Origin of the sequence: Caulobacter sp., from assembly GCF_965279145.1 — a bacterium.
Lineage (GTDB): Bacteria > Pseudomonadota > Alphaproteobacteria > Caulobacterales > Caulobacteraceae > Caulobacter.
In genome coordinates, this window is the sequence record NZ_OZ257139.1 from 1,777,501 (window position 1) to 1,795,816 (window position 18,316).

General features: G+C 66.3%; 15 protein-coding genes, 1 tRNA gene and 2 rRNA genes (1 of these 18 cut by a window edge). 13 read left to right on the top strand and 5 right to left on the bottom strand.

Annotated elements, in window-relative coordinates; genetic code table 11:
• From ACQY9P_RS08330 to ACQY9P_RS08345, 4 genes are all read left to right on the top strand, one after another.
• Positions 1-917, top strand: a 23S ribosomal RNA gene (locus ACQY9P_RS08330); it begins 1,872 nt to the left of the window's first position.
• A gap of 113 nt (positions 918-1,030) precedes the next feature.
• Positions 1,031-1,145, top strand: a 5S ribosomal RNA gene (gene rrf, locus ACQY9P_RS08335).
• Positions 1,146-1,217: 72 nt separating this feature from the next.
• Positions 1,218-1,294: transfer RNA gene (locus tag ACQY9P_RS08340), tRNA-Met, on the top strand.
• Positions 1,295-1,464: 170 nt separating this feature from the next.
• On the top strand, positions 1,465-2,304 hold the full coding sequence (locus ACQY9P_RS08345; protein ID WP_421739720.1) for a caspase family protein: 840 nt from the start codon (positions 1,465-1,467) through the stop codon (positions 2,302-2,304).
• A 13-nt stretch (positions 2,305-2,317) separates the two neighbouring features.
• Here the strand turns inward: ACQY9P_RS08345 and ACQY9P_RS08350 are convergent, their stop codons facing one another.
• Positions 2,318-4,630, bottom strand: a complete 2,313-nt coding sequence (locus tag ACQY9P_RS08350) for an ATP-binding protein (RefSeq protein WP_421739719.1) — start codon at positions 4,628-4,630, stop codon at positions 2,318-2,320.
• Positions 4,631-4,796: 166 nt separating this feature from the next.
• Here ACQY9P_RS08350 and ACQY9P_RS08355 point away from each other — a divergent pair, with 166 nt between their 5' ends.
• The 4 genes from ACQY9P_RS08355 (at position 4,797) to ACQY9P_RS08370 (ending at position 8,290) form a co-directional block, all read left to right on the top strand.
• Positions 4,797-5,195, top strand: a complete 399-nt coding sequence (locus ACQY9P_RS08355; protein ID WP_421740131.1) for a metallopeptidase family protein — start codon at positions 4,797-4,799, stop codon at positions 5,193-5,195.
• On the top strand, positions 5,195-5,608 hold the full coding sequence (locus ACQY9P_RS08360) for an SWIM zinc finger family protein (RefSeq protein ID WP_421739718.1): 414 nt from the start codon (positions 5,195-5,197) through the stop codon (positions 5,606-5,608). Before ACQY9P_RS08355 ends, ACQY9P_RS08360 begins: the two co-directional genes overlap by 1 nt.
• A 255-nt stretch (positions 5,609-5,863) precedes the next feature.
• Positions 5,864-6,820, top strand: a complete 957-nt coding sequence (locus tag ACQY9P_RS08365; RefSeq protein WP_421739717.1) for a hypothetical protein — start codon at positions 5,864-5,866, stop codon at positions 6,818-6,820.
• A gap of 1,170 nt (positions 6,821-7,990) precedes the next feature.
• Positions 7,991-8,290: a hypothetical protein gene (locus ACQY9P_RS08370; RefSeq protein ID WP_421739716.1), complete on the top strand. Its 300-nt coding sequence runs from the start codon at positions 7,991-7,993 to the stop codon at positions 8,288-8,290.
• On the opposite strand, the gene ACQY9P_RS08375 is transcribed toward ACQY9P_RS08370, so the two are convergent.
• A complete protein-coding gene (locus ACQY9P_RS08375) occupies positions 8,287-9,033 on the bottom strand; it encodes an NAD-dependent deacylase (RefSeq protein ID WP_421739715.1) in 747 nt (248 codons plus the stop codon). The genes ACQY9P_RS08370 and ACQY9P_RS08375 overlap by 4 nt on opposite strands.
• A gap of 127 nt (positions 9,034-9,160) precedes the next feature.
• Between ACQY9P_RS08375 and ACQY9P_RS08380 the strand changes: the two genes are divergently transcribed.
• The 4 genes from ACQY9P_RS08380 (at position 9,161) to mmcB (ending at position 11,969) form a co-directional block, all read left to right on the top strand.
• Positions 9,161-10,288, top strand: coding sequence for a ferritin-like domain-containing protein (locus ACQY9P_RS08380; protein ID WP_421739714.1), 1,128 nt, complete (start codon positions 9,161-9,163; stop codon positions 10,286-10,288).
• An 86-nt stretch (positions 10,289-10,374) separates the two neighbouring features.
• A complete protein-coding gene (locus ACQY9P_RS08385) occupies positions 10,375-10,932 on the top strand; it encodes a lipocalin family protein (RefSeq protein ID WP_421739713.1) in 558 nt (185 codons plus the stop codon).
• An 8-nt stretch (positions 10,933-10,940) separates the two neighbouring features.
• Positions 10,941-11,477, top strand: coding sequence for a lipocalin family protein (locus tag ACQY9P_RS08390; RefSeq protein ID WP_421739712.1), 537 nt, complete (start codon positions 10,941-10,943; stop codon positions 11,475-11,477).
• A 39-nt stretch (positions 11,478-11,516) separates the two neighbouring features.
• Positions 11,517-11,969, top strand: coding sequence for a DNA repair putative endonuclease MmcB (gene mmcB / locus ACQY9P_RS08395; RefSeq protein ID WP_421739711.1), 453 nt, complete (start codon positions 11,517-11,519; stop codon positions 11,967-11,969).
• Here the strand turns inward: mmcB and recQ are convergent.
• A complete protein-coding gene (gene recQ, locus ACQY9P_RS08400; RefSeq protein WP_421739710.1) occupies positions 11,966-13,810 on the bottom strand; it encodes a DNA helicase RecQ in 1,845 nt (614 codons plus the stop codon). The genes mmcB and recQ overlap by 4 nt on opposite strands.
• 243 nt (positions 13,811-14,053) lie before the next feature.
• Here recQ and ACQY9P_RS08405 point away from each other — a divergent pair, with 243 nt between their 5' ends.
• Positions 14,054-16,018: a transglycosylase domain-containing protein gene (locus ACQY9P_RS08405; protein ID WP_421739709.1), complete on the top strand. Its 1,965-nt coding sequence runs from the start codon at positions 14,054-14,056 to the stop codon at positions 16,016-16,018.
• Positions 16,019-17,099: 1,081 nt separating this feature from the next.
• Here ACQY9P_RS08405 and ACQY9P_RS08410 read toward each other — a convergent pair.
• Positions 17,100-17,450: a hypothetical protein gene (locus ACQY9P_RS08410; RefSeq protein ID WP_421739708.1), complete on the bottom strand. Its 351-nt coding sequence runs from the start codon at positions 17,448-17,450 to the stop codon at positions 17,100-17,102.
• A 118-nt stretch (positions 17,451-17,568) separates the two neighbouring features.
• Positions 17,569-18,291, bottom strand: coding sequence for a M48 family metallopeptidase (locus ACQY9P_RS08415; protein ID WP_421739707.1), 723 nt, complete (start codon positions 18,289-18,291; stop codon positions 17,569-17,571).
• Positions 18,292-18,316: the final 25 nt, after the last annotated feature.

The following is an 18,316-nucleotide window of genomic DNA, read 5'->3' on the forward strand; positions in this document are numbered from 1 at the left end:
ATGGCGTAACGACTTCCCCACTGTCTCCAGCATGGGCTCAGCGAAATTGAATTCCCCGTGAAGATGCGGGGTTCCCGCGGTCAGACGGAAAGACCCTATGAACCTTTACTGCAGCTTCGCCTTGGCGTTAGCAACAACATGTGTAGGATAGGTGGGAGGCTATGAAACTTGGGCGCCAGTTCGAGTGGAGCCATCCTTGAAATACCACCCTTATTGTTGTTGACGTCTAACCGCGGCCCGTTATCCGGGTCCGGGACATGGCGTGGCGGGCAGTTTGACTGGGGCGGTCGCCTCCCAAAGTGTAACGGAGGCGCGCGATGGTGGGCTCAGACCGGTCGGAAATCGGTCGTCGAGTGCAATGGCATAAGCCCGCCTGACTGCGAGACTGACAAGTCGAGCAGAGACGAAAGTCGGCCATAGTGATCCGGTGGTCCTGCGTGGAAGGGCCATCGCTCAACGAATAAAAGGTACTCTAGGGATAACAGGCTGATTTTGCCCAAGAGTCCATATCGACGGCAAAGTTTGGCACCTCGATGTCGGCTCATCACATCCTGGGGCTGGAGCAGGTCCCAAGGGTTCGGCTGTTCGCCGATTAAAGTGGTACGTGAGCTGGGTTCAGAACGTCGTGAGACAGTTTGGTCCCTATCTGCCGTGGGTGTACGAGACTTGAGAGGATCTGTCCCTAGTACGAGAGGACCGGGATGGACACACCTCTGGTGGACCTGTCATGGCGCCAGCTGTGCAGCAGGGTAGCTAAGTGTGGACTAGATAACCGCTGAAAGCATCTAAGCGGGAAACTAACCTCAAAACAAGGTCTCGCTGAGAGCCGTGGAAGACCACCACGTTGATAGGCCAGGTGTGGAAGCGCTGTGAGGCGTGTAGCTTACTGGTACTAATAGCTCGATAGGCTTGATCGTTCTTCAGCCAAACCTATGCAAATGCTCTTTGTAGAGCTCAGACATACGATGTCTTCTTCGACTTGATATAACCAGCGCCCCTCAAAAGGCGCTGCTAGCATCCTTTTTGCTGACCTGGTGGCTATGCCGGGGGTTCCCCACCCGATCCCATTCCGAACTCGGTCGTTAAGTCCCCCTGGGCCAATGGTACTTCGTCTCAAGGCGCGGGAGAGTAGGTCGCCGCCAGGTCCGCTAAAAGGATGCCAATACCAAGTCTTCAAAGTCCAACCCTACCTCACGATACCAAACTACCGACTTCGCCGCGGGGTGGAGCAGCCCGGTAGCTCGTCAGGCTCATAACCTGAAGGTCACAGGTTCAAATCCTGTCCCCGCACCCAAGCTTAAGAACGGCCTCCTTCGGGAGGCCGTTTTTGCTTGTCCGCTCCGGCTCCGTGACGCCGGTCACGCGCTCCGCTCTCCACTTGCCTTACCGATCGATCCGAAGCCGACGGCCGGCCAGGTCCGTCTGGTCTTCGACGTCATCGGATTTCTGGCCCGGAGAACGGCAATGCCTACAGGTCGCTCGCTACATATCGGTTTGAACAGCGTTGACCCCCACGCCTACAGCGGGTGGTCGGGCCCGCTCATCGCCTGCGAAAACGATGCGGCGTCGATGAGCTCCATCTGCGCCCAGGCCGGCTTCCAGCCGCGCACCCTGCTGACGGCGGCCGCGACGCGCGCGGCCGTGCTGAACGAATTGCAACAGGCGGCCGCGCTCATGGCCGCGGGCGACACGCTCGTCATCTCCTACTCCGGTCACGGCGGCCAGTTGCCTGATCTGAATGGCGACGAAAGCGACAGCCTCGACGAAACCTGGTGCCTGTATGACGGCCAGCTCCTCGATGATGAACTCCAGGCATGCTGGGCGAGGTTTCCGGCCGGCGCGCGGATCGTGGTGTTCTCCGACAGCTGCCACAGCGGGACGGTGATCAAGATGCTCCTGATGAACGGGCGTCTGCGATCGATGGGCCTGACGCCGGAGGCGGCCGATGCGGTCAGCGCGGCGCGGACCGTCGACCCGCTGCTGCTGAACAAGGTCTATTTCGAGCATCGGGCCTTCTATGACGGGCTGCTGCGAAAGCCGGCCCCGCCGCCGGAGCCGGCCTGTTCCGTCATTCTGGTCTCGGGCTGTCAGGACAACCAGCTGTCGATGGACGGCCCCTTCAACGGCGCCTTCACCGGTGTGCTGATGGCGGTCTGGGCCAACGGCGCCTTCAGGGGCAGCTACAAGGAACTGACCGCGGCGGTCCGCAAACGCCTGCCGCCGTCGCAATCGCCGCAGTATATGGTTACCGGCGTCCGCGACGGCCGGTTCATCAGCGGTCAGGCCTTGTCGATCCAGGGGTAAGACCCCCGTCGAGCTAGAACGACAGCTCCGGCTGCATGGCGCCGGGCTGCTGGGTCTCGGGCAGGTGGCAGGTGAAGGTCGAACCGGCCCCCGGCTCGCTCTCCAGCGCCACCCAGCCGCCGTGCAGCTCGACCAGCGCCTTGACCAGGGCCAGGCCCAGCCCGGGCCCGCCGCGATCGCGGCCGACGAAGCGGTCGAAGATGTGGGCCTGGACGTGGAACGGCACGCCGCGCCCGGTGTCCTTGACGTCCAGCCGCACCTCGCCCAGCGCCCGGCGGGCCGACAGGGTGACGATGCCGTCCGGCGGCGTCTGGCGCAGGGCGTTCTCGACCAGATGGTCCAGCGTTTGGGACAGGCGCTTGAGGTCGCCGCGGATCAGGCCGACATCCTCGTCGCATTCGATGGCGACGGTCACGCCGCCCAGGGTGGCGTCCTTGCTGGCGCGTTCCCTGGCGCCGACCAGCAGGTCCTCGACCCGGATGTCCTGGATCTCCAGGGCCATTTCGCCGGCGTCGATCTGGGCCATGTCCAGCACGTCGTCGATCGAGCGGGCCAGCTGGGTGGCGGCGGCGCGAACGGCGGCCACATGGTTGCGGCCCCGCTCGTGCAGGCCGTCGGCCCGCTCCAGCAGTTCGGAATAGCCGATGATCGTGGTCAGCGGGGTGCGCAGCTCGTAGGAGACATTGCCGACGAAGTCGCGCTTCAGGCGCTCGGCCTCGGCCAGGGCGGCGGAGCGGTCGGCCAGGGCGCTTTGCAGGTCGCGGGTGTCGGTGACGTCGGTGAAGCCGATCAGCGTCGCGCCGTCCGGTAGAGGACGCGACTGATAAAGCACGATCCGACCGTCCGAGGTGCGCACTTCGCCCGAGGTCGGCGAGCGCATCTGCGGATCAGGATCAGCGACCCGGCCCTTAAGCTCGCGCCAGAATGACAGGTCGTGCAGGCGCGGCACGCACAGATCGACCACCCCCTCGAAATCGACCGCGGCCTCGAGGGCGAAGGCGGTGACGTTCCAGAAGTTCTCGAAGGCCTCGTTGTGCAGACGCAGACGGCCGTCCGAGCCGAACACGGCGACGGCGTCGTTGAGCTTGTCCAGCGTGGCCTGCTGCACCTGGATCAGGGCGTTGTACTGGGCCTTCAGGCGCAGCTCGCCGGTGATGTCGGAATAGAGCAGCAGCATGCCGCCCATCGGGTGGGGCTGGCGGATCACCTTCAGGGTGCGGCGATCGGGCAGGTCCCACAGCTCGTCGGCCTGGGGACCCAGGTCCTCGTAGTGGGCGAGTTCCTCGGCCTTCCACTTGGCGTAGTCGATGGTCTCGGGCAGGCGCCGGCGCTGGCGCAGGCGATCGAGCACCTCGCCATGGGTCGGGCGGTCGGCCAACCAGGCGGGCTCCAGGCCCCAAAGCTCCGCGAAAGCGGTGTTATAGAAGGCCAGGCGCTTGGTCTGGCTGAAGATCGCCACGGCGTCGGCGATGTGGTTCAGGGTCTCGTCGTGAGCCGCGACGTGCTTCTTCAGCGCGTCCCGCATGTCCTCGACCTCGGTGACGTCGTTGCAGAACACGCCGACGCCGCCGCCTTCGAGCGATTGGGCGGCGATGCGGAAGGCGCGGCGGCGACCCTCGACATTGACCCAGCGCACGGCTTCGCGGGGCTCACCCGTATTGGCGGCCTCGATCGCCAGGGTGTCGGCGGCGCGATCGAAGGTCTTGCCGGTCAGGGCGGCGGCCATGGACGAGGTCGCCCCCACGGCGCGCACGAAGGCCGCGTTGCCCCAGATCGCCGCGCCGTCGGCGCTGGCGATCCAGGCCGGTTCGACCTGGCTGTCGAGGAAGGCGGCGAAACGGGTGGCCGAGGGCAGGGCGGACTTGTGAGAGGTCGAGATCGACAGCCGCAGCCAGGCCAGGGCGCCGGCCGAGCGGCCTTCCACCAGGACCGAGCCGTTCTTGCCCTGGGCCTCGAACGCGCACGGCTCGCCCCGTTCGAACAGCTCGGAGAGCTTGCCGGCATGGTGGGGGTCGACCCGGATCAGGGCCGCCACCACCTGCTGCGCGTCGGCGGGCGCGCCCAGGCGTTGCGCGCAGGCCGTCAGGCTGTCGGCGCCCGAGACCAGGGCGGCGCGACCGTCCTCCACCGAGATCAGGGCGTTGTCGAACGCTTCGGCCGAGGCCTGCGCGGCCAGAACGCCGCTGCCCAGGCCGGACAGCTTGCCTTGCAGCAGGGCCAGACGCGCCTCAAAGCTGCGACGCTGGGCCAGGGCCCAAAGGGTGGCGCAGATGGCGAGGCAAACCGCGCCGGCCGCGGCCGCTAGGATCAGTTCATAAGAGGTCATCAGGCCGGTCGCTAAAGCCCCAAGCCGGTCCGTGAAGGCGGACCGCGAATCAGAATCACAGATTAGTCCGGCCGTGACCAGAGCGCGATCAGCGCCGCTGTCGCAGTGTTTCGCCGAGGCGCGCCGGATGACTGGCGAAACGGCCCAATCGGTCTATGTGGAGAGCATGGACTGGAACACCCGCCCCGCCCCATCGCTCGACGACTTCGCCGCCCTGGCCGACGCGGCCTTCAAGGCCCTGCCCGAGACGTTCCGCGCCCTGGCCGGCGACGTCGTGATCAGGGTCGACGATTTCGCCGACGACGCGGTGCTGGACGATCTGGGCATCGAGGACCCCTTCGAACTGACCGGCCTCTATCAGGGCGTCGATCTGGGTCGCCGTTCCGTGCTCGACGCCCAGGTCATGCCGTCGATGGTGTTCCTGTATCGCCGCCCGATCCTCGACGAATGGTGCGAGCGCGGCGACGTGGCGCTGGGCGAGCTGATCACGCATGTCCTGGTCCACGAAATCGGCCACCATTTCGGCCTGTCCGACGACGACATCCACCGCATCGAGGACGCCTGATGAGCCCGCCCCTTTTCGATCTCGACGCCTTCCGCGAGCGCATGAGCGAAGGCTCGTTCGCCAATGGCGCCGAGCTGGCCCAGAGCGGCGCGGTCGACCTGGTGGCGATCGAGGACGAGGTGGTCACCGCCTACGTTCAGGGCGGCGCGCTCTATGTCGTCGAAATGCGGCCGCCGGCCGACGGAACCTGCAGCTGTCCGGGGTTCGACAAGTTCGGGGCCTGCAAGCATCAGGTCGGCGTCGCCACGGCGGTCAACGCCCTTGATCCCGCCGGCCTGCAGAAGGTCCAGGCGCGGATGGCCCGGCTGCGCGACGGCCTGGCGCTGGAAAGCCAGGACGCCCTGATCGAACGACTGGTCGAACTGGCGCGGCTGCGGCCCGACGTGCTGTCGGCGCTGGAGGGCGGGCTGTGAGGTCGGCGGTCTCGCCCTGGATCGCCGGCGGGGGTTCCAGACTTTCCGAGCGTCTGCGAAGGGTGGTGAGCGGACAAAGGTCTGCCAGGTCACTGGCCCCCGAGGCTGACCGTCCGCCCAAGCTTTCGCCTCAGTCACGGTATCGAAGTCAGGAGAAGAGCCGACGTGATCAAGCAGGACTACCCTGCGACGTGAGAGGCTCCTCACGAGAAGCGGGCTGGTTGCAAAACTGCCGCGCTTGGCCATCTTGTCGGGATGGCAGTTGATCTTGCGGACCTCGCTGAGGAGAAATTCCCGCCCGAGTTCACCATCGAAAGCGAGCAGCTTGGGCCGCTTGGCTTTCGAGCGGTGTACGGGATCGATTCTCCGTACCTGACCCGCCGTGCCAGCGAGGGCTCGGACGAGGAGTTCATCGGCAAGCTCATGGTGGCCATGGGCTGGACAATGGATGGGCCTGCAAAGCTCACTGACAGGCAGCGGTCCGCTCTAGTCCGTGCTGACATGGAGGCCTTCTGCGAAGCTCTCGTTCAAAGCGAGACCTCCATCTTTGGCGAGTCGCCCCGGAGTGAAGGGGAGGACTGGCTAGCTTGCGTGCGCCGGGTTGGGGGCGATGCAATAGATAAGCGTCGCGGGCCTTTCGAGCACAGCGCGCTCCTTGACATGGAGGAGAGCATCAACCGGCACCTCAAATTGGCTGGGTTGGACCCAAGCTCTTCGGCGCTGTCGCGCAACCTCGATGCATCTTCGCATTTGAAATCTATTTTAGAGGCCCGCCTGCCCAGGTTTGAGCTGCCGCCCATCCCGCGTAATCCAATCGTAGATACGAACGCGATCCTGCACCGGGTGGAGGAACAGATCAGCCGAATGGCTGAGGTGAGTGAGGCGAGCGCTGCGATGCAGACTACGCTCAACGACTATGCCCAGAGCGCCATCACGGAAATGAAGACCGGTTCAAAACAGACGAACCGAAATGCCAGTCTGGCCCTCGGCGTTGGTGTCGTAGGTGTATTGGTGGCGGTAATCACCATTGTCATTTCCGCTAACCAGCAGAGCAAGGCGGACGCAGTGCGAAAAGAGGATGCACGTGTCGCCGCTCGGGAGCGTCAGGCTGATCGTACGCTGATGGAGCGGCAGCTCGAGGCCACCCGTCGGAACACCGAGGTTTTGGAGAAGCTGGTCGTACGCGACGCGCCCGCCAATGTGGCGAAGTAGCCGATCTGCATGTCAAGCTCACTCATCGTGTAGTGCACGAACTGCCGTCCAAGCTCGTTGAGCTCGTAGGCAAAGCTCTCCCGTATAGGAATGTGTGAGCCCACTCGGGGCGGCAACGTCCGCAACGGGTCGAAAGCACGCCTTGCCCTTCCTCCCGCAAGCGGACGCCCTTGCGTCGCGCTCATCCTTACATCTCTTGGAGGCTGCAGCGTGCCGGTCTGTCCAGGTCAGTCAAGGCCCGGTCTGCGACCGGCCGCTCTGCGGCGGCCCGGAGGGCCGGCCTTGAGTGACCTGGACAGACCGGCGATCGTCTCGCCGTGAGATTTGGGGATGGCTCCCTTCGGCGCGAAGGTGAGCTTCGCGCCCATCCCATAAATCTCCGTCATCCCGTGGCTTGTCCACGGGACCCATGGTTCCGTTGCACCGTGAGCGACCGGCGATCCGCCGACCGTGAAGCCGACAAATGGGTCCCGTGGACAAGCCACGGGATGACGGGAGTATGGGGATTGAGCACGCTCAATCCCCGTTCTTTCCGGGGCCGAGTTCAACGAAATCAACGCGCTGTAAAATAGTTGATCGCGCCAATCCTCCGCGCTGAAACCTCCCGTATTCTTGATCCTGTCCCCGTCGCAGGGGGAGGGCGCTTGGTACCGGCCCAAAGCGGCGACGGGTGATGAAGCTGAGCGGGGCCGCGACGCCCTGGGCGGCGGGTCGAAGCGGGCGGACTGTCTCAGAAGGACGGACCGGGCGCCGAGGGGCTCGTCGGCCGAGCGAGCGCGGATCACAGGGCGGGGATCAGAGTCCGCCTATCGCACATCGTCGGCGTCGAGACGGATTAGCCGATCGACAAGATGCGCGCCCGTCCGGGGGCTAGTTGGGAATCAGAGCTGAAACCGACGCTCGTGTGCCCCAATCCTCACGGTCAAGAACAGCTTGGCGAAGCGGACAGGTCGAGCCGAAACGCACAAAACACATCACGGTCATCCGGGTTCGTCCCGGCCGCTTCGCGCCTCCCCGACTAACTCAGTGGCTCATGCCGCGTGAGGCTGAGAACTCGTGTCCGCCAGACTGGCCCCCTCCTGACCTGCTGCGCAGGTCGTCCTCCCCCGTAGGGGGAAGATGAAAGGCTGCGGGGCTGTGAAGATCCACTCAAGCCAGGAGAACGCCTCCATGCCCAAGTCCAAACCGCCGCGCCGTCGTTACCGCCCGCTGCGTCGCATCAGCGACTTCGATGAGCGCGCGATGGCGGTCTATGACCAGCTGGAAGACGCCAACAACAGGTTCGAGCGACAGGTCACGCCCTTCCTCGAGCAGATTCCCGCCAAGGAACGCAGCTGGCTGCTGGCCAAGTTCGCCGAGAACCGCGCCCTGTTCGCCGAATGCCGCGCCGACATTCTGACGCCCAGCCCGACGCCCGTGCTGGACGGCCTGTTGCGGGAAGACGCCGAGCGCCGGCAAGGCGCGCGCTAGGTCCGATCGCCGCCGCTCCAGGAGCGCCGATCTTCCCCCAGCACCTCGGCCACCCACTGCGGGACCTTCTCCGTCGCCGGGCCGTAAAGTCGCTTGTCGAAGGCATGGGCGTTGTCGGAGCGGCGGACATTGATCTCGCAGGTGGGGATGCCCAGGGCGCGGGCCTCGGCCACGAAGCCGGCGGCGGGATAGACCGAGCCGGAGGTGCCGATGGCCACGAACAGGTCGGCCTCTTCCAGCGCCTGTTCGATCTGGCCCATGTGCAGGGGGATCTCGCCGAACCACACCACATGCGGCCGCGTGGTTCCGATCGCGCCGCACTCCGGGCAGACCTGCTGGGCGCTGAGCGGGCCACGATCGGTCCAGCGGCCGGCGCACAGCGTGCAGCGGGTGACGGTCAGCTCGCCGTGCATGTGAAACACCCGCTGGCTCCCGGCCTTTTCGTGCAGGTCGTCGACATTCTGGGTGCACAGGAACACCGAGCCGCCGCGCGCGGTCATCTCACGCTCCAGCCGGGCCAGGGCCAGATGCGCGCTGTTGGGCGCGGCGATCTCCAGGATCTTGCGGCGGGCCGAGTAGAAGTCGCGCACCCGACCAGGGTTTTCGGCGAAGCCTTCCGGCGTGGCCAGCTTGACCAGGTCGTTCTGGGTCCACAGGCCGTCGGCGTCGCGGAAGGTGGACAGGCCGCTCTCGGCCGAGATCCCGGCGCCGGTGAGGATGAAGAGGTTCAGCGGTTCGGCCATGGGATCCTTCAAACCTGACGCAGTCGTCACTTTTAATTTGACCCACCCCAAGGATTGAGTGGACAGTGTTTAGATCGTTGGAGGCTGGCGCAAGACCCGCCCCAACCCGGCCACCGGAGGAGCCCCCATGACGGACAAGAACATCACCAAGGACGCCATGTACGACGCGGTGGCGCCGGACGACTTCGAGTCGATGCTCGAACTGGACCGCTACAACAACCGCTCGTCGGCCTTCGACAAGATCATCTCGGCGACCCATGACCATTTCTGGGATCCGCTGGACAAGGCCTATATCGATTTCGACGTGCCGTTCGACATGGAGAACCAGGCCCTGGTTCCGGAAGATCTCGTGATCGCCCTGTCGACCGACTACGTCTCCAATCACCTCAGCGATCCCAAGACGCGCATCCGCTTCATCAACCAGTCGGTGCTGCGCAGCTTCTCGTCGATCCTGCACGGCGAGCAGGGCGCGCTGAACCTGTCGGCGTCGCTGTGCCACGTTCTGAAGGACCAGGGCGCGCAGGAATATGCCGCCAACCAGACCCGCGAAGAAGCCCGCCACGTCACGGCCTTCGCCAAATATATCAAGGCCCGCTGGGGCAAGCCGGTCGAGTGCGGCCCGGCCCTGAAGACCCTGCTGGTCGAGATCATCGGCGCGCCGGAAGTCTACAAGAAGATCATCGGCATGCAGATGCTGGTCGAGGGCCTGGCCATGGGCGCCTTCGCCACCTTCTACACCCAGATCAACGACCCGGTCGGCAAGAAGATGCTGCAGCTGGTGATGACCGACGAGGCCTTCCACCACAAGTTCGGCAAGATCTGGGCCGACCGCACGGTGCCCAAGCTGTCGCCGGAAGAGCACGCGATCATCGAGGACTGGGCGGCGCACTGCTTCCAGACCCTGCTGTTCAACCTGGTCTCGCCGCACCAGCAGCTGGATCTCTATGCCGAGTTCGGCCTGGATCCCGACAAGGTGGTCGAGGAGTACGGGAAGATCATGACCGACGACGTCCGTCGCGAGGCCATGAAGGAGCAGACCAACATCTTCCGCGTGCTGGTCAAGACGCTGCTGAACGCCGGCATCATCACCGACCGCACCAAGGCTTTCTACGCCATGTATGTCGACCTCGACGAACTTCGCGGCGAGGGCGAGCGGATGGTGGGCGACGATATCGCCGAAGAGGGCATCCGCCACCTGCAGGCCATCAACTTCAAGGACCGCCCCGTCAACGCCGTGAGCATCGCGGCCGAATAGGCGCTCTGGACGTTCAAGAAAGACCGCCCGCCAGGAACACTGGCGGGCGGTTTGCGTTTGAGTTCCCTTGTTGGCAAGGTTTGACGATGCGCAGTCTCCAGCTCACGACCGTCGGGGCCCTGCTATGTGGCGCGCTCACGGGATCGGCCCTCGCCGCGGCCAGTCCGCCCGCCAAGCCGGTGTCGACCGCGTTCTATGCGGGCAAGTGGTACGAGATCGCCCGGACGCCCAACGCCGGTCAGCGCGACTGCGAGGCGGCCAGCACCGAGTTCAAGGCCGCTCCCCCTCGGGGCGATGTGCAGTTGATCTCCGACACCGGCGCCTTTTCGGTCGTCCAGGTCTGCCGCAAGGGCGATCCGTCTGGGCCGGCCAAGGTGTTCAACACCAAGGGCAAGATCGTGATCGGCTCTCGCAACGCCAAGTTCTCGATGAGCTTCCTGGGCGGCCTGAAGACCCAGGAGTACTGGGTGATTGAACGCGCCGACGACCAGTCCTGGGCGATCATGGCGACGCCGGGCGGCAACTATGTCTGGCTGCTGTCACGTCAGGCCGTGATGGCACCCGCCGAAAAGGCCGCCGCCCTCGCCCGGGTCAGGGCCCTGGGCTATGCCAAGCTCGAATTCCCCAAACAGCCCCCCGCGTGAGACCCCTCATGAAGATCCAGATCCCAACCCTCGCGGGCGCAGCGCTGCTGCTGACCGCCTGCATCGCCGGGCCGAGCGGCAACCCCAGCCCGCCGCAACCCGCCAAGACGGTCGATCTCGAACGCTATGTCGGCAAATGGTACGAGGTCGCCCGCTACGACATGCGGTTCGAAAAGGGCTGCGAGGGCGTCACGGCCGAATATTCCAAACGGTCCGATGGGCTGATCCGGGTGCTCAACACCTGCCGTCAGGGCGCGGTCGATGGGCCGGTCAAGACCAGTGAAGGCAAGGCCCGCGTGGTCGATACGGCCACCAACGCCAAGCTGAAGGTCTCCTTCTTCGGCCCGTTCTGGGGCGACTACTGGGTCATGGACCATGCCGACGACTACAGCTGGAGCATCGTCGGCGAAGGGTCTGGCAAGTACCTGTGGCTGCTGTCGCGCAAGCCGCCCAGTGCGCTGGAACGCGAAGCGCTGACAGCTCGCGCCAAGGCCCTGGGCTATGACGTGTCGATGCTGCGACCCACAAAGCAGCCCGCGCCCTAGGGTCTTGATCGGCGAACAAAGCTGGAACATGATCGTTCCATGGACGTCGTCATCGACCTTCGCCCTTCGCGGCCCGAGACCACCGACGCGGTCACCCGCGGGGCCGCGCGGTTCTTGGTGTCGCTGGGCTATGCGCCGTTGCTGGAGGTCAGGCTGCCCAACGGCCGGCGGGCGGATCTGATGGCTCTGGGCCCCAAGGGCGACATCCTGATCATCGAGGTGAAGTCCGGACTTGAGGACTTCCGCATCGATCGCAAGTGGCCTGAATACGCGCCCTATTGCGACGGCTTCTACTTCGCGGTGGCGCCGCACTTTCCAGAGGGGATCCTGCCGGAGGAGCCTGGCCTGATCGTCGCCGACGCCTTCGGCGGCGCCGTCATCCGCGAGGCTCCGGTGATCCCGCTGGCGCCGGCGCGCCGGAAGGCCCTGACCCTCGCGTTCGGACGACTGGGCGCGATGCGGGCGTCTGGCGTGGTCACCGACCAGCTCTAGTTCTCCCGCACCACCTTCAGCACCGCTTCGCCGTAGCGATCCAGCTTGCCCTGGCCCACGCCGCCGGCTTTGGCCAGGGCCGGGAGGCTGCCCGGACGCGCGGCGGCGATCTCGGCCAGGGTGGCGTCGTGGAAAATCACATAGGGCGGGACGTGCTGGGCCTGGGCCTGTTCCCGACGCCAGGAGCGCAGGGCCTCGAACAGGGCCTGGTCCTCCAGCGGCACGGTCAGGGCCTTGCCCTCGCGGCGCTTGCGGGGCGCGCCGGAGCGCGTGGTCGGGTCGGAGGCCTCCACCTGCTGGCGCAGGCTGACCCGGCGCTCGCCGCGATAGACCGCCTTGACGCCCTCGACCTCGCCCAGACCGATCAGGGGGCGGCCATCATTGGGGTCTTCGCGGAGCAGGCCTTCGAACACCAGGGTGTCGAGCAGGTCGCGCCAGGTGACCGGGCTGAATTCGCGGCCGATGCCGAAGGTCGACATCTGGGCTTCCTGCGGGGTGACATCCTTGGTCTTGCCCAGCAGATGGTCGATCAGCCGGCCCCGCCCGAACCGTCCGCCCAGGCGGTGCGCGGCCGACAGGGCCTTCTGCGCCGCCTCGGTGGCGTCGATCCCCTTGGGCGGCGAGGTGCAGATGTCGCAGACGCCGCAGACGGCCACGCCCTCTTCGCCGAAATAGCGGCGCACCGCGGCGGCGCGGCAGGTGGTCCCCTCCAGCATCGCGTAGAACTGCCGCAGCTTGCGCGACTGAACCTGGCGGACCTCGTCGGGCGCCTCGCGGCCCTCGATGCGCTTGCCCGCCCAGGCCATGTCGGCCGAGCCATAGAGGGTGATGCCCTCGGCAGGCTGGCCGTCGCGGCCGGCGCGGCCGATCTCCTGCCAATAGGCCTCGATGGCGGCGGGCGGATCGGCGTGGATCACGAAGCGGACGTCTGGCTTGTCGACGCCCATGCCGAAGGCGATCGTGGCCACCATCACGGCGGCGTCGGCCTCGAGGAACTCTTCCAGCCGGCGGGCGCGGACGTTCTTGTCGAGGCCGGCGTGGTAGGCCAGGGCCGGAATACCCTCGGCGATCAGCTTCTCGGCCAGCTTTTCGGTGGAGTCGCGGCTGCCGGCATAGACGACGCCGGCCCGGTTGGGACGCTCCAGAACCAGCTCGACAACGCGGTCATGGCCCTTGCCGCGCTTGCGCTCGGCGCTCAGCGCCAGTTCGGGGCGGGCGAAGCTGTCGACAAATTCGGCCGCGCCCTCCAGGCGCAGTTCGGCGCGGATGTCGTCGCGGGTTCGGGCGTCGGCGGTGGCGGTGACGGCCAGGCGCGGAACATTGGGGAACACCTCGGCGATGCGGCCCAGCATCCGGTATTCGGGCCGGAAGTCATGGCCCCACTGGCTGACGCAGTGAGCCTCGTCGACGGCGACCAGGGCCAGGTTCAGCCGCGACAGCCGGTCCAGCATCGACGGCTGCATCAGGCCTTCGGGCGATAGGTAGAGCAGATCGAGTTCACCGGCGTCGATGCGGCGCCAGATGTCGGCGCGCTCGCCCGGCAGGGTGTTGGAGTCCAGCCGCTCGGCCGCGACGCCGGCCTGCTGCAGGCCCGCCACCTGGTCGGCCATCAGCGCGATCAGCGGCGAGACCACCAGGCCCAGGCCCGGCCGGATCAGGGCGGGGATCTGGTAGCACAGGCTTTTGCCGCCGCCCGTGGGCAGCACGGCCATGGCGCTGCGCCCGGCCAGCAGTTCGCCGATCACGCCCGCCTGCAGGCCCCGGAAATCGGCGTGACCGAAAGTCCGGCGCAGCACGTCGCGGGCGGTGTCGAGAGGGGCGGAATCAACGATCGTGGGCACGGCGGACTTGTGACAGCGGGGAAGCGCAGCGCCAAGGCATTCCTCGCGCCGCCGCCGGATTACAGATCCCATGACTCAACCCAAAATAGCAATATCCTGTGGTATATCGCGCGGCCACAACAGCGCCGTGTTCCACGTTCACCTCTCGTCAATCTTGTCGCGCGTTCTGTGGGCTTCGGCTAAACGGGGCGCTGGCGCGCGCGCCGCGACGCACCCTCGATGCACCCTTGGGATAAGGACGATATGGCCAACGGTACCTTCGGCGGGAACAGGCCGGCGAAGCCGCAACGCACGCCGCTGCAGGCCACGCTCTACTGGGGCGCGGTGGTCGGCGTCTGGGGCCTGATCTTCATCGTCGCCTTCTTCGCCGTGTTCGCCAGCGACCTGCCCGACACGTCCAAGCTTTATGACGTCAAGCGCCAGCCCTCGATCAACTACCTGGACCGTTCGGGCGCCCTGCTGGCCGTGCGCGGCAGTCAGTACGCGCCGCCTGTCGACATCGACGCCTTGCCCGAATATGTGCCGGCCGCCTTCGTCGCCATCGAGGACCGCCAGTTCTATCACCACTTCGGCTTCAACCCCTGGGGCATCATCCGGTCGGTCGCCTGGAACATGACCCATGACGGGCCCCAGCGCGGCGGCTCGACCATCACCCAGCAGCTGGCCAAGAACCTGTTTCTCAGCCCCGCCCAGACCTATCGCCGCAAGGCCCAGGAGCTGATCCTGGCGGTGTGGCTGGAGATGAAGTTCTCCAAGAAGCAGATCCTGGCCCTCTACATGAACCGGGTCTATTTCGGGGCCGGCGCCTATGGCATCGAGGCGGCCTCGCAGCGCTATTTCAACAAGCCCGCCTCGCGCCTGACGATCGGCGAGGCCGCGTTGCTGGCGGGACTGATGAAGGCCCCCGCCCGCTATTCGCCCGTGTCGGCCAGCGAGCGGGCCGCCCGCCGCGCCACGGTCGTGCTGGACGAAATGGTGCGCACCAAGGCCATTACCGCCGAGGAGATGGAAGCGGCGATCAAGGAGCCGGTCCGCGTCTCGGCCACCCTGGCCAACCAGCGCGCCCAGTATTTCACCGACTATGTCGACGCCCAGGTGCGCGCCCTGGTCGGCGAGCCGACCGAGGATCTGGTGGTCGAGACCACCCTGGACCTGCCGATCCAGGTCGCCGCCGAACGCTCGGTCAAGCTGGGCGTCGAGGGCCACATCAAGCAGGGCGTCGAGCAGGCGGCCCTGGTGGCCATGGACGGCGAAGGCCGCATCCGCGCCTATGTCGGCGGCGCCGACTATGCCGAGACCCAGTTCGACCGCGCCACCACGGCCCGTCGCCAGGCCGGCTCGGCCTTCAAGCCGTTCGTTTATCTGACCGCCATGGAGCAGGGCCGCACGCCGGCCGTGATGGTGGTCGACGAGCCGGTGAAGATCGGCAACTGGGAGCCGAAGAACTATACCAACAAGTATCTGGGCCCCATGACCCTGCAGACCGCCCTGGCCCAGTCGATCAATACGGTCGCCGCGCGCCTGGCCAACGAGGTCGGCACCAGCAACGTGGCCTCCACCGCCCGCCGTCTGGGCATCGGCAGCAAGATCCAGCTGGATCCGTCCATGGCCCTGGGCGCCGTCGAGGTCAGCCCGCTGGAAATGGCCCAGGCCTATGCGCCGTTCTCGAACGGCGGCTTTCTGGCCAAGGGCTATGGCATCGAGCGCATCCGCACCGCCAGCGGCAAGGTGCTGTACGACCACGGTGTCGAGCGCGCGGCGCGCCCGGCGGTGATCGGTTCGCCGGCCCTGCAATACATGAACCAGATGATGCGCCAGGTGGTCACCAGCGGCACGGGCGCCCGCGCCAAGGTCGCGGGCTATGACATCGCCGGCAAGACCGGCACCACCAGCGACTACCGCGACGCCTGGTTCGTCGGCTACAGCGGCGGCTTCGTGGCCGCCGTCTGGACCGGCAAGGACGACAATTCGCCGATGAAGAAGGTGACCGGCGGCGGCGCCCCCGCCGAGATCTGGCGCAACTTCATGACCGCCGCCCTGCCGCGCCTGAAGGCCACCCCGATCCCCGGCGGGATCATCGAACCGCCGCCCTTTGTTGGCGAGGACCCGATCGGCGACCTGATCGACCCGGCCGCGACGCCCGAGGGCCCCACCGCCGAAATCCCGGCCTCGGCCGGAGCGCCGCCGGCGGACCAACTGCCTTACTAGGGTCATGGCGGCCTCCTGGCGCTTCAAGATCCTCCCCCAAGCGGGGGAGGTGTCGGCATAGCCGACGGAGGGGAAGTCCCTTCTGTTCATGGCATCCCCTCTCCGTCGCCCTCCGGGCGACCCCTCTCCCACAGGGAGAGGATCTTGGAGCGCACGGCTTCTCGCCCTCGCGCGAGATCACTCGCTGAGTTAGGTGGGGAGGCGCGAAGCGGCCGGGACGAACCCGGAGACCGTGATGTGTTTTGTGCGTTTCGGCTCGACCTGTCCGCTTCGCCAAGCTGTTCTTGACCGTGAGGATTGGGGCACACGAGCGTCGGTTTCAGCTCTGATTCCCAACTAGCCCCCGGACGGGCGCGCATCTTGTCGATCGGCTAATCCGTCTCGACGCCGACGATGTGCGATAGGCGGACTCTGATCCCCGCCCTCTTCAACCCGCGCTCGCTCGGCCGACGGGCCCCTCGGCGTGCGGTCCGTCCTTCTGAGACAGTCCGCCCGCTTCGACCCGCCGCCCAGGGCGTCGCGGCCCCGCTCAGCTTCATCACCCGTCGCCGCTTTGGGCCGGTACCAGGCGCCCTCCCCTTGCGACGGGGACAGCCTCAAGAATACGGGAGGTTTGAGCGCGGAGGATTGGCGCGATCAACTATTTTACAAGCGGTTGATTTCGTTGAACTTGGTGTTGGAAAGAACGAGGATGCAGCGCCCTCTATCCCCATACTCCCGTCATCCCGTGGCTTGTCCACGGGACCCATTTGTCGGCTTCACGGTCGGATGATCGCCGGTCGCTCACGGTGCAACGGAACCATGGGTCCCGTGGACAAGCCACGGGATGACGGAGATTTGTGGGATGGGCGCAAGCGCCTTCGCGCCGAAGGGAGCCATCCCTAAATCTCACGGCGAGACGATCGCCGGTCTGTCCAGGTCACTCAAGGCCGGCCCTCCGGGCCGCCGCGGAGCGGCTGGCCGCAGGCCAGTCCTTGACCAACCTGGACAGACCGGCACGCTGCAGCCTCCAAGAGATTTAAGGCTTGGCGCGACGCAAGGCGTCGGATTCCCGGAAGGAGGCCAAGGCGTGCTTTCAACCCTAAGCGGGCCTTTCTTCGACTAGGCTTTCTGCCTGCTCCAAAATTTTGTGAAGGTCAGCCCCGGGCGTGGTGGCCTGCAGGCGGATGTTTTCGAGTTCGGGATCGGTGATCGGGACGCTCTCAAACTCATCCCAATCCCACTGACCGCCGCTGTTATCGAGGAAGTCACGGAGGAAGCCGACGACTTCGTTAGCAGTGCGATCGACAGTTTTTTTTCCGGGCCAAAGGCCAAAAAGTAGCGCGAGCGGCAAGGCTATTGGGGCGAGCAAGATAGCGCGCCAGCCGGTGATCACTGCAGGTGAGGTCCGCTGCATGGAGCCCACGATACCCGAATGGCCAATATCCGCCATCCACCCATTGCCGACCCTCGACATGTCCGCGTGCCGCGCAAGCGGCCGGGTCTGCAGACGCCGCTGTATCCTCGTCACCTCAGGGCGCACTACCGAAGCTGTCGCAGGCTGAGCCCTCTCACGCCGAGATCGCGTGCAGCTCCGCCGCATGGGCCCGCAGCCAAGCCCGGTGCGGCGCCGGATCGCCCACCAGGCGCTCGCACAGGGCCCAGAATTTCGGCCCGTGATTGGCCTCGATCAGGTGGGCGCATTCGTGGGCCACGACATAGTCGGCCACGGCGGCCGGGGCCAGGATCAGGCGCCAGCTGTAGCGGATCGCCGCCGGCGCGCCGGGGCGGGCGGGGCGGCACGAGCCCCAGCGAGCCTTGGGGTCGGCCACGGCGACGCTGGGCGTCGGACGGCCCAGGGCGTCGGCGTGAACGATGGTGCGCTCGGTCAGCACTGACAGGGCCTCGCGCTTGGCCAGGCGGATGATCTTCAGGCCCCAGTTGGCGTCGTCGGGGGCGAGGATCCGGTCGCCGTCGATGCGGGCGCGGCCGGGGCCGACCTCCAGGCGGTAGGCTTGGTCATACAGCCGCAAGGTCCCGCCGGGGGCGATCTGGATGCGGCCGGGCAGGGCGGCCAGCTGGCCGGCGATCCAGGCCGACTTGGCGTGGGCGAACGCGACCGCTTCCGACAGACGGCGCGGCGTGGGGGCCAGGGCCACCACCTCGGATCTGGCGCGATCGACCCGCAACGAGATGCGCCGCGCCCGTCCGTCGACCTTCAGGCGCACCGGACAGCCGGCCACGTCCAGTCGGTCGCCGTCGGAAAAGCGCTGCGCAGCGGTGAACAGACCCATGGTCCCTACATCGCGTTTGCGTGGG

Coding starts and splice junctions, on each gene's coding strand:
- mmcB (WP_421739711.1), top strand. CDS start 11,517: ATGGACGTCGTCATCGACCTTCGCCCTTCGCGGCCCGAGACCACCGAC.
- ACQY9P_RS08405 (WP_421739709.1), top strand. CDS start 14,054: ATGGCCAACGGTACCTTCGGCGGGAACAGGCCGGCGAAGCCGCAACGC.
- ACQY9P_RS08345 (WP_421739720.1), top strand. CDS start 1,465: ATGCCTACAGGTCGCTCGCTACATATCGGTTTGAACAGCGTTGACCCC.
- ACQY9P_RS08360 (WP_421739718.1), top strand. CDS start 5,195: ATGAGCCCGCCCCTTTTCGATCTCGACGCCTTCCGCGAGCGCATGAGC.
- ACQY9P_RS08380 (WP_421739714.1), top strand. CDS start 9,161: ATGACGGACAAGAACATCACCAAGGACGCCATGTACGACGCGGTGGCG.
- ACQY9P_RS08390 (WP_421739712.1), top strand. CDS start 10,941: ATGAAGATCCAGATCCCAACCCTCGCGGGCGCAGCGCTGCTGCTGACC.
- ACQY9P_RS08355 (WP_421740131.1), top strand. CDS start 4,797: ATGGACTGGAACACCCGCCCCGCCCCATCGCTCGACGACTTCGCCGCC.
- ACQY9P_RS08350 (WP_421739719.1), bottom strand. CDS start 4,630: ATGACCTCTTATGAACTGATCCTAGCGGCCGCGGCCGGCGCGGTTTGC.
- ACQY9P_RS08365 (WP_421739717.1), top strand. CDS start 5,864: ATGGCAGTTGATCTTGCGGACCTCGCTGAGGAGAAATTCCCGCCCGAG.
- ACQY9P_RS08370 (WP_421739716.1), top strand. CDS start 7,991: ATGCCCAAGTCCAAACCGCCGCGCCGTCGTTACCGCCCGCTGCGTCGC.
- ACQY9P_RS08415 (WP_421739707.1), bottom strand. CDS start 18,291: ATGGGTCTGTTCACCGCTGCGCAGCGCTTTTCCGACGGCGACCGACTG.
- ACQY9P_RS08375 (WP_421739715.1), bottom strand. CDS start 9,033: ATGGCCGAACCGCTGAACCTCTTCATCCTCACCGGCGCCGGGATCTCG.
- ACQY9P_RS08410 (WP_421739708.1), bottom strand. CDS start 17,450: ATGGCGGATATTGGCCATTCGGGTATCGTGGGCTCCATGCAGCGGACC.
- ACQY9P_RS08385 (WP_421739713.1), top strand. CDS start 10,375: ATGCGCAGTCTCCAGCTCACGACCGTCGGGGCCCTGCTATGTGGCGCG.